Source organism: Cobetia sp. BL01, assembly GCF_056493605.1.
Genome location: NZ_JBVBEE010000003.1, coordinates 201,246 through 217,673, shown reverse-complemented (window position 1 = coordinate 217,673; position 16,428 = coordinate 201,246). Strand labels below are relative to the sequence as shown.

The 16,428-nt window shown below is 61.1% G+C and carries 11 protein-coding genes; 8 read left to right on the top strand and 3 right to left on the bottom strand.

All coding sequences use genetic code 11. The annotated features are described in order from the left end of the window. Positions 1 to 134: 134 nt before the first annotated feature. The 3 genes from ACZYGA_RS07245 to gorA all read right to left on the bottom strand — a co-directional run bounded on the left by ACZYGA_RS07245 (position 135) and on the right by gorA (position 5,958). Complete coding sequence (locus ACZYGA_RS07245) at positions 135 to 2,717, bottom strand: TRAP transporter permease (RefSeq protein ID WP_127735429.1); 2,583 nt, start codon at positions 2,715 to 2,717, stop codon at positions 135 to 137. A gap of 462 nt (positions 2,718 to 3,179) precedes the next feature. Continuing rightward, positions 3,180 to 4,163 (bottom strand): TAXI family TRAP transporter solute-binding subunit, encoded by a 984-nt coding sequence (locus ACZYGA_RS07240; RefSeq protein ID WP_217622094.1) that lies wholly within the window; start codon positions 4,161 to 4,163, stop codon positions 3,180 to 3,182. A 406-nt stretch (positions 4,164 to 4,569) separates the two neighbouring features. Beyond that, a complete protein-coding gene (gorA, locus tag ACZYGA_RS07235; RefSeq protein WP_479398705.1) occupies positions 4,570 to 5,958 on the bottom strand; it encodes a glutathione-disulfide reductase in 1,389 nt (462 codons plus the stop codon). Positions 5,959 to 6,236: 278 nt separating this feature from the next. Between gorA and can the strand changes: the two genes are divergently transcribed. The 8 genes from can to pepQ all read left to right on the top strand — a co-directional run bounded on the left by can (position 6,237) and on the right by pepQ (position 16,410). Further along, complete coding sequence (gene can / locus ACZYGA_RS07230; protein ID WP_077376424.1) at positions 6,237 to 6,893, top strand: carbonate dehydratase; 657 nt, start codon at positions 6,237 to 6,239, stop codon at positions 6,891 to 6,893. Between the two features lie 734 nt (positions 6,894 to 7,627). After that, on the top strand, positions 7,628 to 9,223 hold the full coding sequence (locus tag ACZYGA_RS07225) for an ABC transporter substrate-binding protein (protein ID WP_136937815.1): 1,596 nt from the start codon (positions 7,628 to 7,630) through the stop codon (positions 9,221 to 9,223). 324 nt (positions 9,224 to 9,547) lie between these two features. After that, the gene (locus ACZYGA_RS07220; RefSeq protein ID WP_279854542.1) at positions 9,548 to 10,594 is read left to right on the top strand and encodes an ABC transporter permease; all 1,047 of its coding nucleotides are present in this window, start codon (positions 9,548 to 9,550) and stop codon (positions 10,592 to 10,594) included. Next, positions 10,591 to 11,571: an ABC transporter permease gene (locus ACZYGA_RS07215; RefSeq protein ID WP_404625542.1), complete on the top strand. Its 981-nt coding sequence runs from the start codon at positions 10,591 to 10,593 to the stop codon at positions 11,569 to 11,571. The genes ACZYGA_RS07220 and ACZYGA_RS07215 overlap by 4 nt, the downstream gene beginning before the upstream one ends. Positions 11,572 to 11,591: 20 nt before the next feature. Then, positions 11,592 to 12,623 carry an ABC transporter ATP-binding protein gene (locus ACZYGA_RS07210; protein WP_136937816.1) on the top strand — a complete coding sequence of 344 codons (1,032 nt, stop codon included), beginning with the start codon at positions 11,592 to 11,594 and terminating at the stop codon, positions 12,621 to 12,623. Further along, the gene (locus ACZYGA_RS07205; protein ID WP_077376441.1) at positions 12,620 to 13,687 is read left to right on the top strand and encodes an ABC transporter ATP-binding protein; all 1,068 of its coding nucleotides are present in this window, start codon (positions 12,620 to 12,622) and stop codon (positions 13,685 to 13,687) included. Before ACZYGA_RS07210 ends, ACZYGA_RS07205 begins: the two co-directional genes overlap by 4 nt. Before the next feature lie 378 nt (positions 13,688 to 14,065). Further along, positions 14,066 to 14,992 (top strand): LysR family transcriptional regulator, encoded by a 927-nt coding sequence (locus tag ACZYGA_RS07200; RefSeq protein ID WP_077376443.1) that lies wholly within the window; start codon positions 14,066 to 14,068, stop codon positions 14,990 to 14,992. Between the two features lie 53 nt (positions 14,993 to 15,045). Beyond that, positions 15,046 to 16,410 carry a Xaa-Pro dipeptidase gene (gene pepQ / locus ACZYGA_RS07195; RefSeq protein WP_404625540.1) on the top strand — a complete coding sequence of 455 codons (1,365 nt, stop codon included), beginning with the start codon at positions 15,046 to 15,048 and terminating at the stop codon, positions 16,408 to 16,410. Positions 16,411 to 16,428 lie beyond the last annotated feature (18 nt).

Below are 16,428 nucleotides of genomic sequence, written 5' to 3'. Positions count from 1 at the left end.
ATCGTCAGACAACCGCGTCGCCAGGAGCGCTGCGGAAGGACAGATGAAAAAAACCGCCCCTGACGATGTCAGGGGCGGTTTTTCATTGGCGGGTGCGCAATGTCACGGGTCTCGATCGTTCAGACCCCGAAGCATCAGGCAGTGACGCTTTCGCGACGGCGACGGCGCACCTGCAACCAGCCGATCAACCACAACAGCACGATGGCTGGCAGCATCGCGATTTCCTTCGGTGGACGTTCAGCGGTCTGCTGGATGCCATCGATGGTGAAATCGAAATCGATACCGGCCTGCTGTGCCACGCTACCGTATTCCACCATGCTGACCAGCACCTGCTTGTCGCTGATATCCAGCGTCAGACCGACATCGCTCAGGCGCGCTTCGCCACTGTCGGCATCCGACACCGGCAGCAGCACGGTCTTGGAGACCTCATCGCCATCCAGATTGATGCCTGACACATGAATCGGCAGCTTGCTGTCGACCGGTGCCTCCTCCATCAGGGTCTCGATCTGCTGCGGAGCCGCCATGATGACTGGCGGATAGACCATGTCCCACCAATAGCCCGGACGGAACAACGTGAAGGTGATCAGCAGAAGACCGATGGTCTCGTACCAGCGGGTACGCGTCAGCCAATAACCTTGCGTGGCCGCCGCGAAGACCAGCATCGCCGCGACCGCCGAGGCGATGGTGATCGCCAGATGCCAGTAGCTATCGATGTTCATCAGCAACAGGTTGGTGTTGAAGATGAACATGAAGGGCAGGATCGCGGTGCGGATGTCATAGGTGAAGCCCTGGATACCGGTCTTGATCGGGTCTGACTTGGCGATGGCCGCCGCCGCGAAGGCGGCCAGACCCACCGGTGGCGTGTCATCTGCCAGTATCCCGAAGTAGAACACGAACAGGTGCACGGCGATCAGCGGCACGATCAGGCCATTCTCGGCGCCCAGATTGACGATGACCGGCGCCATCAGCGTGGAGACCACGATGTAGTTGGCCGTGGTGGGAAGCCCCATGCCCAGAATCAGACTGATCACGGCAGTGAAGATCAGGATCAGCATCAGGTTGCCTGCCGAGATGAACTCGACGAATGCCGTCATCTTGAGCCCGAGCCCGGTCAGGGTCACGGTACCGACCACGATACCGGCCGCCGCCGTGGCGACACCGATCCCGATCATGTTCTTGGCACCGATGACCAGACCATGGAACAGGTCCTCACCGCCACGCTGGGTTGCCCCCCCCAGATTGCCTTCCTTGCGGAAGATCGCGACCAATGGGCGCTGGGTCACGGTGATGAAAATCATGAACAGCACCGCCCAGAAGGCGGAAAGCCCCGGCGACATGCGCTCGACGGTCAGACACCACACCAGCACCACGACCGGCAGCAGGAAATAGAGACCGACCTTGACCGTCGGACCCACCGGCGGCAATTCATCGATGTCCCCTTCCTCCAGCGGAGGGAAGCAGGCGGAATAGGCGATCAGGCCGACATAGGACGCCAGCAGCAGCGGCAGCACGATATAGACCGCACCATCACCCGCCAGACCCTTGATCCAGCCGATACCGTAATAGACCACCAGCGTGAGCACGCCCATGCCGATGAAGACGGTCAGGAAGGTCAGCATCGAAGCCATCAGGCTGGTCTTGTGCGTCCGCTTGAGGCCTTCCATGCCGGCCTTGCACGCTTCCAGGTGCACGATGTAGATCAGCGCGATATAGGAGATCAGTGCAGGCAACAAGGCATGCTTGATGACATCCAGATAGGGAATGCCGACATATTCCACCATCAGGAAGGCGGCAGCACCCATGATCGGAGGTGTCAGCTGGCCGTTGGTGGAGGCTGCCACCTCGACGGCGCCTGCCTTGGTGCCAGGGAAGCCGACCTTCTTCATCAACGGGATGGTGAAGGTCCCGGTGGTCACGACGTTGGCGATGGAAGAGCCGGAAATGATCCCCGACAAGCCAGACGCCACCACGGCAGCCTTGGCCGGTCCGCCGCGCATGTGACCGAGCATCGAGAAGGCCATGCGGATGAAGTAGTTGCCGGCACCGGCGCGTTCAAGCAAGGCACCGAACAGCACGAACAGGAAGACGAAGTCGGTGGAGACACCCAGCGCGACACCGAAGACCCCTTCCGTGGTCAGCCACTGATGCCCCAGAAGCTTGTTGAGACTGGCCCCGGCATGCGCGATGACATCGGGCATGTAGGCGCCAAACAGACTGTAGAGCAGGAAGACGGTGGCGACGACCGCAAGCGGCGGCCCGAGCGCGCGACGGGTCGCTTCCAGCAGCAACAGGAGGCCGATGCCCGAGAACACGAGGTCCGTCGTGGTATAGGCACCCGCTCGTCGCGCCAGTTCGTCACTGAAGATGAGCACGTAGGCCACGCCCGCCACGGCGAATATCGCCAACGCCCAGTCATACAGAGGAATACGATTGGCGGGCGCGCCCTTGTAAGCGGGATAGGCCACGAACGCCAGCGAGATGGCGAAGCAGAGATGGACGGCTCGCGCGGTGTCGGAGTTCAGCAGCGACAAGGGCGAGGCGTGATAGAGCTGGAAAAGAGACCAGGCAAGCGGGATCAGCCACATGAAATGGCGCCCCACGAAGCCTTCCGGATGACGCCCGCCGACCTCCGATTCGAGCATCTTCTGCACTTCTGCATCATGATCCGTCTCGGCGCCAGGCGCAGAGGACGGCGGTGAAGATTGAGTTTTGGTCATTTTTTATGATCCGATCAACGCGAGTCAGGCGATGGCTGGCAGGCATCATCAGGAAACGGCATCTACGTCTACCCGCCATGTTCCCGACCCAGGATGACGCTGCACAGCCACATGCTTATCAAGCAGGTTACATCTTCAGTATGTCCGGCCTGACGGATGTTTCCATTAATTGGCTGAATCAGGACGATATTTCCTGACTCAGCGCCGAGCGACGCTCGGGGTACCACCTTTCCCACCTGCTCACCGCTCAGACCGACAGGGATGGATCATGCGCCTTGCTGCATCACCAGACCCGCCGGCGGCAGCCATCCATTGGCCATGCAGGAGCTGCGACTCATGAGGACGACGAGTCACGAAGGTGAGGTCTCTACAACGGTTCCTGCACAAGCACGGAGACCGCAACATGTGCGGTCTCCGTGGTGAAGCCTGGTCAGCCTGCGACAGGCAAGCGAGTCAACCGCATCACTCGCTCAGCAGGCCCGCTTCCTTGTAGTACTGCTTGGCGCCATCGTGCAGCGGAGCTGTCAGCGATGCACTGACCATCTCTTCCTTGTTCAGCACCTGGAAGGCCGGGTGCAGACGCTGGAACTGATCGAAGTTGTCGAACACGGCCTTGACCACCTCATAGGCGACACGATCTTCCACTTCGGTGCTGGACACGATGGTGGCGCGCACCCCGAAGGTGGTGACGTCGTCATCGTTGCCGCGATACATGCCGCCCGGGATGGTGGCGACCGAGAAGTACGGCTTCTCGTCGACCAGCTTGGTGACCGCGTCGCCGGTGACGTTGACCAGAGTCGCGTCACAGGTGGTAGTAGCTTCCTTGATGGAACCGGACGGGTGACCCACGACATAGACGTAGCCGTCGATCTTGTTGTCGCACAGCGCGGAGGACATCTCAGAAGCCTTGAGCTCGGATGCCACCGAGTAGACGCTGGTGTCCTTGTCCTGGGAAGACAGCAGGGTGTCGATGGTGGAGCGCTGACCGGAACCCGGGTTGCCGATGTTCATGCGCTTGCCTTCCAGCTGATCGAACTCGGTCACGCCACTGTCCTTGCGGGCAACGACGGTGAACGGTTCCGGGTGCAGGGAGAACAGGGAGCGCAGTTCCTTGTTGGGGCCGAAGTCCGCGAAGTCACCCTCGCCTTCATAGGCGTTGTAGTGGGCATCTGACTGAGCGACGCCCATGTCCAGCTCACCGGTACGAATGCTGTTCAGGTTGTAGCCTGAACCACCCGTGGACTCGACGCTGCAACGAATGCCGTGTTCCGCCTTGCCACGATTCACGAGGCGGCAGATGGCACCACCGGCCGGATAGTAGACGCCGGTGACACCGCCGGTGCCGATGGTCACGAAGGTCTGCTCCGCGGCGCTGGCGCCACCGGAGATCCCCATCAGGCCAAGACCTGCGGTCGCGACCGCCGCTGTCAACGACTTCTTGATCATGGTCATCTTGAAACTCCCTTTGCTGGCTTGTTATTGGTGTTGCCGTCTTGCATCCCGGCTGAACACTGCGAAGGAGACAACCTGATCACCGCATTGCATGACAAGGTTGATATTTCAGCAACTTGTGGATGCTCGACGCTGAGATGAGATTAGCATAGCTGATGTCTCTGGTACGTAACGGAAAAGCTTTATGCTACGAAAGGTGTATGCGCTGGCAAGATCATGTGGTGACCTGAACTGGCAGACAAGAAATTCACTGGTCAAGCGCCCTTCGCGCATAAAAAAACGCCCCGCGGTGATGCCGCGAGGCGTTTTTTCAAGCTGGCGATCGCTGACGAGTGTCAACGAATGGTAACGCTGCCCATGGAATAGCCCAGAGCTTCCTCACCGTCGCCTGCATGGGGCGTCAAGTGCGGGTCACGCTGCGCATGGTCACGAATTCTTCGGCAGCGGTCGGGTGGATACCGACCGTCAGGTCGAAGTCGGTCTTGGTCAAGCCAGCACGTACGGCAATGCCGATGCCCTGCATGATCTCGCCTGCCTCATCCCCCACCATGTGGACGCCGACGACCTTGTCGGTTGCATCATCGACGATCAGCTTCATCAGACTGCGCTCGTCACTGCCGGACAGCGTGTGCTTCATCGGGCGGAAATCGGCGGTGTAGACACGGATGCTGTCGAACTTCTCGCGCGCCGCTTCCTCGCTGAGGCCGACGGTGCCGATGTTGGGGTGACAGAACACGGCCGTCGCGATGGTGTCGTAATCCAGGCCACCGACCACGCCATCACCGAAGTGTGCGCGAACCAGATGCATGGCCTCTTCCAGCGCGACCGGCGTGAGTTCCGGCCCGCCGGTGATGTCACCGAGTGCCAGGATGGAAGGCGTGGTGGTCTCGAAGCGCTCATTGACGCGCACGGTACCGTCGGCATTCAGCTCGACATCGACATTCTCGAGACCGAGACCATCGATGTTCGGCTTGCGACCGGTCGCGGCGAGAATGCAGTCGACTTCCAGCACCTGGCCATCGCTGAGGCTGACCTGATAGACATCGCCCTGCTTGTCGATGGACTGCACGGTGGTGTTGAAGTGCAGGTTGACGCCCTTCTTGGCCATCTCGTCACGCGTGAAGGCACGCACTTCATCGTCAAAGCCCCGCAGGAACAGCTCGCCGCGATAGCTCAGATGCGCCTCGGCTCCCAGGCCATTGAAGATGCTGGCGAACTCGACGGCGATGTAGCCGCCGCCAATGACGAAGAAGCGCTTGGGGAACTGCTCGAGATCGAAGATGCGGTTGGAGTCCAGCGCATGCTCACGGCCCGGGAAGTCCGGCAGGAAAGGCCAGCCACCGGTGGCCACCAGAATCTTCGCGGCGGTATAGCGCTTGCCGTTGACTTCGACGGTGTTGGCATCGGCGATCGTGGCACGGCCGTCGATCAGCGTGGTGCCGGAGTTGTTGAGCATGTTGCGGTAGATGCCGTTCAGGCGCGTGATCTCGGCGGTCTTGCGATCTCGCAGGGTGGCCCAGTCAAACCGGGGAGCCTCGCCGATGTTCCAACCGAAACCTGCGCTGTTCTTGAAGGAATCATGGTAGTGAGCCGCATAGGAGTAGAGCTTCTTCGGCACGCAACCCACGTTGACGCAGGTGCCGCCGAGATAGCGATCTTCCGCGACGGCAACGCGTGCACCGGTGGCTGCGGCAGTACGCGCTGCACGCACACCGCCGGAACCGGCGCCAATGACGAACAGGTCGAAGTCAAACTGGCCTGTCACAGGCTGTTGGGTCTGATCGGACACGGGAATCTCCTTGATGAATTGGCCACATGGTATCAGGAGTCATGCCCCTCGGCAGCCCCATGACGTGGGCCGCGGTCATCCGCCATCGTGACTGCTGGTTGACCCTGCAGGTCATCGCGCGGTAAAAATACCAATGATGTTAGACAAAAGTTACAACATGCGCCGCTCACGATGGCCTGCGATGTTGACGTATTGCATTGCAGAGGGCCTGGCGGCGGCAAGCATGTCTGTACAACATCTTCCCCTGCCCCGTCATCCTGATAAGTGGTCCCCTCGCCATGAGCAATATTGAAAAGCTGTTGGAGCAGAACAAGGTCTGGGCCAAGTCCATGACCGAGCGCGATCCTGACTTCTTCAAGCGACTCTCCGACCAGCAGAATCCGGACTATCTGTGGATCGGCTGTTCCGACTCACGCGTCCCCGCCAACCAGATCATCGACCTCCCGCCGGGTGAAGTCTTCGTTCACCGCAACGTCGCCAACCTGATTCACTACAACGATATGAATGCGTTGTCAGTGATCCAGTACGCCGTGGATGTCCTCAAGGTCGAGCACATCATGATCGTCGGCCATTACGGTTGTGGTGGTGTACGCGCTGCCATCACCGGCGGGGACAACGGCATGGTGGACTATTGGCTGCACAGTCTGCGCGAGCTCTACAACCTGCATCACGCCGAGCTCAAGGACTTGCCGTTGGACGAACAGGTCGACCGCATGTGTGAGCTGAATGCGCGTTCTCAGGTACAGAACCTGGCGCGTACCAAGATCCTCCAGCGTGCCTGGGAGCGCGGTCAGAATCTGCAGATCCACGGTTGGGTCTATGGCCTCTCGGATGGTCGCGTCAACAACCTGGAGTGCACCATCAGCGGTCTCTCCCAGGTGCCGAACCTCTATCGGGTTGACCGCCTGACGCCTGTCGCCGGCAGCAATGAGTAAGTGAAATGAGTAAGTGAGCAGGCGCACCCTGCTCTGCCTCCACGCCTGAGGCTTCTCGGCTCGCCAGCGGTGCGCCACCACACGCCTTCCTTTCGGGAGGCGTGTCACGTTGCAGCGTTGATTTCGGGTGTATGACGCCCGCGAGACTGCGCACAACGACTAGACCTTAGTCGCGAATCAAGCCTCGCACCAGAACGGTGCACCTCATCGTTTCCTTCCAGGCAATCTCGGATTCCTCGTCCGGGAACACCGCCTCGTCAAGAATTTCCCCGCCGTCATCTCCGCAAGACAGGCTCCGTCGTCTGCCCGACTCGCGAGAGGACACGATGGCGTGGCTCTCTTGCCACCTTTCGATGAGCAAGGATGCATATCGCCATCAAGCCATTGAATTGAATAAGAATATCCCTTCAACCGCCTTTGTCGGAATGCTATCACCAGTCACGCTTTCCCCACGTGACACAGGCAAGAGACTTAACCAACCGTCCTGAACGACACTTGCCATCGTCCAACGAACGCCATGCAAGACGCCCTTGCCTCGTGATGCACCAGCAACGTGTGTGTTGCGCTTTTGTCGACACCGCTATTCACGGCCTGAATCTGGCTAGTCAACATTTCGATTGTCTCTGTGCGGCGTGTCTCACTACTGTGAAAGCGCATCCTTGCGTGTCGCCCTGAGGGAGACAATGCGAAGAGAGCCACAAGAACAACCAAACATCACAAGCAAAGGGAAGCTCATGACCCGTCAGAATGCCTTCCAGTCCCTCTTCCAAAAGAAGACCCTGTGCGCGCTGATCGGCAGCGCGACATTGGCCATGGCGACACCAGCCCTGGCCGAAGATGTCACCTTGCGCATGGCCTACGACGCAGACCCGGTCACGCTCGATATCCACGAGCAACTCTCCGGCGGCACTCTGCAGCTGTCGCACATGGTCTATGACCCGCTGATTCGCTGGAACAAGGATCTGGGCTTCGATGGCCGTCTGGCCAAGAGCTGGGAGCGTGTCGATGACAACACCATGCGTTTCCATCTGCGCGAAGGCGTCAAGTTCCATTCCGGCAATGACTTCTCCGCCAAGGATGTGGTCTGGACCATCGAGCGCCTCAAGAAGAGTGCTGACTTCAAGGCCATCTTCGCACCGTTCACTGACGTCAAGGCAGTGGATGACTACACCGTGGATCTGGTGACCGACAAGCCCTTCCCGCTGGTGCTGAATGCCGCCACCTACATCTTCCCGATGGACAGCAAGTTCTATTCCGGCGAGACCGAAGACGGCAAGGCCAAGGATGAGATCGCCAAGGCCGCCAACACCTTCGCCTCACGCAACGAGTCCGGTACCGGCCCCTACAAGGTCACTGACCGTCAGCAGGGCGTGAAGATCAGCTTCGAGCGCTTCGAGGATTACTGGGATACCGAATCCCCGGGCAATGTCGACGACATCGTGCTGACGCCGATCAAGGAAAACGCCACCCGTGTCGCGGCGCTGCTCTCCGGCGACATGGACTTCATCGCGCCGGTACCGCCGACCGACCTGGAGCGCATCCGCAAGCAGGATGGCGTGCACCTGGTCGAGATGGGCGGCACCCGCATCATCACCTTCCAGATGAACCAGGAACGTGTCGAAGCCTTCAAGGACAAGCGTGTCCGCCAGGCGGTCAACTACGCCATCAATCAGGAAGGTATCGCCCAGAAGCTGATGAAGGGCTTCGCGACCCCCGCTGCCCAGATGTCGCCGGATGGTTATCAGGGCCACAATCCTGAGCTGACACCGCGCTATGACGTGGCCAAGGCCAAGGAGCTGATGAAGGAAGCCGGTTACGAGGATGGCTTCAAGATCAGCATGATGGCGCCCAACAACCGCTATGTGAACGACGCCAAGATCGCTCAGGCCGTCGCCTCGATGCTGGCCAAGATCAACATCACGGTAGACCTCAAGACCCTGCCCAAGGCCCAGTACTGGCCGGAATATGATGCACGTGCGGCCGACATGATGATGATCGGCTGGCACTCGGATACCGAAGACAGCGCCAACTTCTTCGAATTCCTGACCTTCTGCCCGGATGCCGACAGCGGTGTCGGTCAGTACAATTCCGGCAACTACTGCAACCCGGACGTCGACAAGATGGTCACCGAGGCCAACCTGGAGACCGACACCGAGAAGCGCGCCAAGATGTTGCAGGCTGCCGAGAAAGCCGTCTACGACGATGCCGGCTTCGTGCCGCTGCACTGGCAGAACCTTGCCTGGGGCGCGCGTGATGGCGTCAACATCGAGCCGGTCCTCAACGTGATGAACTTCCCGTACCTGGGTGATCTGGTCATCGACCAGGACTGATCCCACGCCGTGAGTGAGCGACAGGCACTGGACCGTCTTGCATCGTCCAGTGCCATGTTCCTGGCCACGCACCCCTCGCGACAGGCAAGTCAGGCAACCGGAGATAGGCAACGTGAGCTCTCTGGTTGCCCTGCTTGGCTGAAGGCGACGACTTACCCCCGCCTGTTCCTTCCCCTAGGTCATCGCCTCTCGGTGATGGGTTGGGGAGCCTGTGCCCGATGACAGGCCAGCGACAGGCGGGACTCCTGACACCCAGCGCGATTGGCCAGCCAGACCAGGCCGCCGCGCGCGATACCGTGATGTTCACGAGGAAGGTGGCGATCCATGATTGCCTTTCTGATCAAACGCCTGATGCACGCCGTACTGGTCATGTTCGTGATCAGCATCATCAGCTTCGCCATTCAGGACAACCTGGGCGACCCGCTGCGCGAGATGACCGGCCAGGCCGTGTCAGAAGCCCAGCGTGAAGTCATGCGCGATGAAATGGGGCTCAACGACCCCTTCATCACCCAATATCTGCGTTTTGCCGGCAATGCCCTGCAAGGGGATCTCGGCACCTCGTATTTCTACAAGCAGCCAGCGACCGAGGTGATACTCAAGCACCTGCCCGCCACGCTGGAACTGGTGATGGCCTCGAGCCTGATCATCATCCTGCTCTCTGCCCCCATCGGCGTGTTCGCGGCGATCCGCCCACGCAACTGGCTGTCACGCCTGTTCATGGGCACCTCGATCATCGGAATCTCGGTGCCGGTGTTCCTGACGGCCATCGTGTTGATCCAGCTGTTCGCGATCGGCGTCACGGTGGACTGGTTCCCCGGTGATACCACCTGGGGCAGTGTGCTGAACGGCATGCTCTCCACCGATGGCGGCATGCCCTCCTACGGGCGGGGTGAGCTGGTCCATGTGGCAGGCCCCTGGTCCAGCGGCTTCTTCACCGCCGATGGCCTCTGGCATCTGGTACTGCCGGCCATCTCGCTGGCCTCGATCATGCTGCCGCTGTTCATCCGCCTGATTCGCGCCGAGATGATGGAGGTCCTGCAGTCGGACTACATCAAGTTCGCGCGTGCCAAGGGGATCGGCCTCAAGCGCATCTACTTCCTGCATGCGCTGAAGAACACCATGCTGCCGGTGATCACCGTCGGCGGCGTGCAGATCGGCACCATGGTGGCCTACACCATCCTGACCGAGACCGTCTTCCAGTGGCCGGGCATGGGCCTGATGTTCCTCGAGGCCATCACCCGCTCCGACATTCCGCTGATCGTGGCCTACCTGATGATGGTCGGCGTGATCTTCGTGATCACCAATACGCTCGTCGACCTGATCTACGGTCTGGTCAACCCCACCGTCAAGCTTGCGGGGAAATCGGCATGAGCCATTCCACTTCCGAGACCCATACGCCCGTCACTCCGAAGACCAGCTCCATCGCGGTGCCCGGACGCTGGCAGCGCTTCCGTGAGTCCTATCTGGTCTACAGCTTCAAGCGTGACTGGATGGCCCAGGCCTGCCTGCTGGTCTTCATCGCCATGGTGCTCGGGGCCTTTCTCGCCCCGTGGATCGCCCCGGCGGACCCCTATGACCTGGCCACCATCGACATCATGAACTCGGAGCTTCCGCCGGCGTGGATGGCGGGTGGTGATCCGGCCTTCCTGCTGGGCACCGATGCCCAGGGGCGAGATCTGCTCTCCACCATTCTGTACGGCACGCGCGTGTCGCTGCTGATCGGCTTCGGTGCCGTGATTCTGCAGGCGTTGCTCGGCGTGACCTTCGGGCTGCTGGCGGGCTATCTGGGGGGACGTGTCGATGCCTTCCTGATGCGCATGGCCGATATCCAGCTGTCGTTCTCGACCCTGATGGTGGCCATCGTGGTGGGTGCCATCATCAAGGCGACCTTTGGTGGCGCCGCCTTCTCGGACTATGCGCTGATCCTGCTGATCCTGATCATCGGGCTGGCGGAATGGCCCCAGTATGCGCGTACCGTCAGGGCGTCCGTGCTGGCGGAGAAGAGCAAGGAATATGTCGATGCCGCACGGGTGATGGGCTTACGTTCCCGCCGCATCATGTTCCGCCACATTCTTCCCAATACCCTGTCGCCGATCTTCGTCATCTCCACCGTGCAGATCGCCAACGCGATCATCTCGGAGGCGGCGCTGTCCTTCCTCGGCCTCGGCATGCCGGAAACCCAGCCGTCACTGGGCTCACTGATCAAATCCGGCTTCGACTATCTGCAGTCAGGCAGCTGGTGGATCACGCTGATTCCCGGTGGCGTGCTGATTCTGCTGGTACTGGTGATCAATCTGCTGGGCGACTGGCTGCGTGACGTGATGAACCCCCGCCTCTACAAGGGCTGAAGCCGCGAGGAATCAAGACAATGGCATTACTTGAAGTCAACCACCTCGATGTCCGCTTCGCCATGCGAGGCGGCGAGGTCCGCGCCCTGCGCGACGTCAGTTTCACGCTGGAACGTGGCGAACGCCTGGGCATCGTGGGCGAGTCGGGGGCCGGCAAGTCGGTCGCCGCCTTCACCATCCTGAATCTGATCGCCAAGCCCGGCTACATCGCCGGCGGCGAGATCAAATTCGATGGCGAAGTGCTCAACACCATGAAGCCCAAGGCGATGCAATCGATTCGCGGCAATCGCATCTCGATGATCTTCCAGGACCCGATGATGACGCTGAATCCGGTGCTGACCATCGGCGAACAGATGATCGAGTGCTTGAAGGCGCACCGCCGCATCTCCAGCAAGGATGCGCGCGCCATCGCCCTGCACAAGCTCAATCAGGTCTTCATTCCCTCACCGGAAAAGCGTCTTGATCAGTACCCGCACGAGCTGTCCGGTGGCATGCGTCAGCGCATCATCATCGCCATCGCGTTGCTGCTGGACCCGGACATCATCGTCGCCGATGAGCCGACCACCGCACTGGATGTGACCATCCAGGCCGAGATCATGGAGCTGCTGTTGCTGCTGTGCGAGAAGCACAATGTCGGGCTGATCCTGATCACCCACGACCTGGGTGTCGTCAGCCAGGTGACCCAGCGCACCCTGGTGATGTATGCCGGCCGCGTGATCGAGCAGGGCCCGACCCGCGAGATCATCAATGATGCTCAGCACCCCTATACCCAGGGGCTGATCAACGCCCTGCCCCAGATGGCCACGCCCGGTAGTCGCCTGAATCAGATTCGCGGCTCGATGCCCACGCTGACCAAGATTCCGGCTGGCTGCGCCTTCAATCCGCGCTGTGATTTCGCGGCGGATGTCTGTCATGAGCAGGTGCCCGCCTTCGTGGCTTCCGGCAATTGCAAGGTGGCCTGTCACATGGTGCAGGCGATGGTGAAAGGAGAGTCGTGGACCCCGATCGTCACCGATGCCTCCCAGGCTCCCCGAACGGAGGTGAACGCATGAGTCAGGCCATTCTCACACCAGAGGAGCGTCTCGCCAGCGGGACAAGTGCCGCGCTCGGCGACACCCTGGTCGAGATCCGCGATCTCGAGAAACGTTTCTCGCTGTCCGGTGACTTCCTCGAACAGCTGACCTTCGAGAAGGGACGCCTGCGGCGCAAGCAGGAGTACGTGCATGCCATCAATGGCGTCACTCTCGACGTCAAGCGGGGCGAGGCGTTGTGTGTCGTCGGCGAGTCCGGCTGTGGCAAGTCGACGGTCGCACGTACCGTGATGGGGCTGCTCAAGCCCAGTGGCGGGGAGATACGGTTCGACGGGACACGTATCGATGACATGGCGCCCAGGGACCTGCTGCCCTATCGCCGTCGCATGCAGATGATCTTCCAGAACCCCTATGCGTCGCTCAATCCCCGCATGACCATCCAGCAGACGCTGGAGGAGCCGCTGCGCTTCCACCAGCCGACACTGAAGGATGGTGAGATCCGCGACAAGATCGAGGAAGTGATGCGCTCGGTGGGGATCGACCCGGATTGGGGCAAGCGCTATGCCCACGAGTTTTCCGGTGGCCAGCGCCAGCGCATCTCGATTGCCCGCGCACTGGCGGTGGATCCCGAGTTCATCGTCGCCGATGAGCCGATCTCGGCACTGGATGTCTCGATTCAGGCTCAGGTGCTCAATCTGATGATGGATGCGCAGGAACAGCGGGATCTGACCTACCTGTTCATCACCCATGATCTTGCCGTGGTAGAGCACTTCGGGACACGTGTCGCCGTGATGTACCTGGGGACCCTGTGTGAGCTGGCGGACACTCGCTCGCTGTTCGCTCGTCCCAGACACCCCTACACCCAGGCACTGATGTCGGCGATACCGCGCCTGCATGATGACAAGCCCAATCACATCCGCCTGGAGGGTGAGGTGCCGACCCCGGTGAATCTGCCATCGGGCTGCGTCTTCCATGGCCGCTGCCCGCATGCCAATGAACGCTGCCGTCGGGAGATCCCGCGCTTGATCGCCATCGAGGGTGGTCAGGTGGCCTGCCATGCCGTCGAGGAAGGCAGAATCGACTGAGCAGGACACCTGCCCAGATGCCACTCCGTGGTGAGTCGCCCCGTGCCTCAGGGCCCGGCCCTCGGGGCACGGATGGCGATTCCAAGGCAGCCGGCGCAAGCCGACTGCCTTGCCGTCTGATGACATGCCTGGCGTGGACTTTCGGGTAGACATCGACGGATCGACGATTGCATCCCACTCTCGGTCTAGGGCAACATCTCGCAGATCCGATATTGACCAAGGGGTCAATCCGCCCGGTAGCGAATCGTCACGATGAACGCTGCCGGGCATGGCGCCATTGACCTCCCCGCAAGATACCCTGGTGTGACACGTCCGCAGAGATGTGCGCCCGACCTCCTGACATGGCCTGTCGACAGGCCGACGAGGCACACCGAATCCATGGAAATACGCTGGCTCGAAGACTTCATCGTTCTGGCTCAGACCCGTCACTTTTCACGGGCAGCCGATGCACAGAATGTCTCTCAGCCCACCTTTTCTCGCCGTATCAAACTGCTGGAAGAGGAGATGGGCACCACATTGATCAATCGTCAGACCTTGCCACTGTCACTCACCCCTGCCGGGGATGAGTTTCTCCAGCTGTGCGAGCAGATTACCGAGCGGGTACGCATCACGCGTGAACGTCTGCAGGACATGGCCCAGCAGCAGGCCAGCAAGATCTCGCTCGGTGCGCCGCAATCGCTGGTATCACATTTCCTGCCCGAATGGCTGGATCAGCACCAGCTGCGTGAGCAGGTGTTTCCCTATCTGCGTGCGACGGGCTGGCTGGCGGCGGATTACTTTCATGGTCTGGATCGCGGCGAGTGTGATCTGGCCATGTGTTACTGGCCTCAGGCACGTGTGGATCTCGGCTTTGAACTGGACAGCTACCAATACCTGGTGGTCGGTGAGGAGTGCTTCATCCCGCTATGTGCGCCCCAGGCGGATGGCAGCCCGCTTCACCCCCTGCCGGGCACGCGTCGCAATCCCTTGCCGTTCATCAGTCCTCACCCCCGCGCCGTCATCGCGACCTCGTTGACGGCTCACCTGGCTCAGGTGCCCGTCCAGGCACACCTGGTGACCATGAACGAGAACATCCAGGCAGCCAACATCAAGGCACTGGTGCTGCAGGGCTACGGCATCGGCTGGTTGCCACAGCGTCTGGCGGCCGCGGAGATGGCCAGCGGGCAGCTGGTGCGCGCCGGAGATGAACGCTGGGATCTGCCACTGCATATTCGACTCTATCGCCCGCGAGAGCCACGTCACGCCAGCGTCAGTGAGCTATGGTCGCGGCTTGGCAAGCCACCGGAGTCCGGCGGACTGACCTGAAGGACTCGCCGGCGACAGCGCAGCTCTGAACCACATTGACATAAGGAAGACAGATGTTCGAACCTCGCCTGAATGACCCCGCACTGACCCATGCCGAGGCACATCGCGCGCATCTGGCGGCGCTGCAGGCGCGCTATGAGCTTGCCATGCAACAGCATGATCTGGACGCCATCGTGCTGCATAGCGGCAAGCCGAAACGGCATTTCGCCGATGACCAGGATGCCAGCTTCAAGTCCCATGCTCACTTCCTTCACTGGGTGCCGATGGCAGGCCTGAGCGATAGCTGGCTGCTGGTTCGACCGGGTGAGCGTCCGACGCTCTATCTGTATGCCCCCGATGATTTCTGGCACCTGTCGCCCACGTTGCCGACGCCTGACATCGCCCCCTGGGCTGCGTGCTTCGAGATCGTGCATCTACGCAAGCCGACACTGCCGAAGCGTCCCGAGGGCCGCGTGGCGCTGGTGGGTGAGATCGCCGAGCTTAAGCCGGAGGTGGTCAGCGAGCTTGGGGCGCTGCCCAATCCGCTCGGGCTTGTCCGTCAGCTGGACGAGGGGCGCGTCTGCAAGAGCGAATTCGAGATCGCCTGTCTGAGAGAGGCCAGCCTGCGCGCTGCCCGTGGCCACCTGGCTGCCCGGCGGACCTTCATGGAAGGCGGTGCGGAACTCGATATCCAGCTGGCATATCTCGGCGCGTCCCGCCAACGCGAATCCGATGTGCCCTACGGCAATATCGTCGGCCTCAACGAACATGCCGCGGTACTGCATTACCAGCACTATGGCCTGCAGACGCCTGATTCCCGCCGCAGCCTGCTGGTGGATGCCGGTGCCAGCGTGCACGGCTATGCCTCCGATATCACCCGCAGCTGGGCGGGTGATGACGCGCTGCCCCTTTACCGCTCACTGATAGTGGGCGTGGAAGCGCTCCAGAAGCGCCTGATCGCCAGACTGGCGCCCGGGGTCGATTACGTCGAGCTTCACCTGGAAATGCATCGTGAGCTGGGGGAGCTGCTGCGTGAACTGGGCGTGGTTTCCCTGCCTGCCGAGGAGCAGGTCGCACAAGGCATCACCGCCGCCTTCTGTCCGCATGGTCTCGGGCACCTGCTGGGACTTCAGGTGCATGATGTCGCGGGTCGAATTCCGGATCACACCAGCGGTGAGGTGCGTCACCCTCCGGAAGGTCACCCGATGCTGCGCCTGACCCGCGTACTCGAGACCGGCATGGCCATCACCATCGAGCCGGGGTGCTACATCATTCCCATGCTTCTCGAGCCACTGCGCAGCGATGCACGGGGCAAGGCGATCAACTGGTCACTGGTAGACGCCCTGGCGCCCCATGGCGGTGTCAGAATCGAGGACAATCTGGTCATCACCGCCGATGGCGCCGAGAACCTGACGCGCAGCCCCGACACCGGATTGTGAGCAGCGCAGTGACCTGAC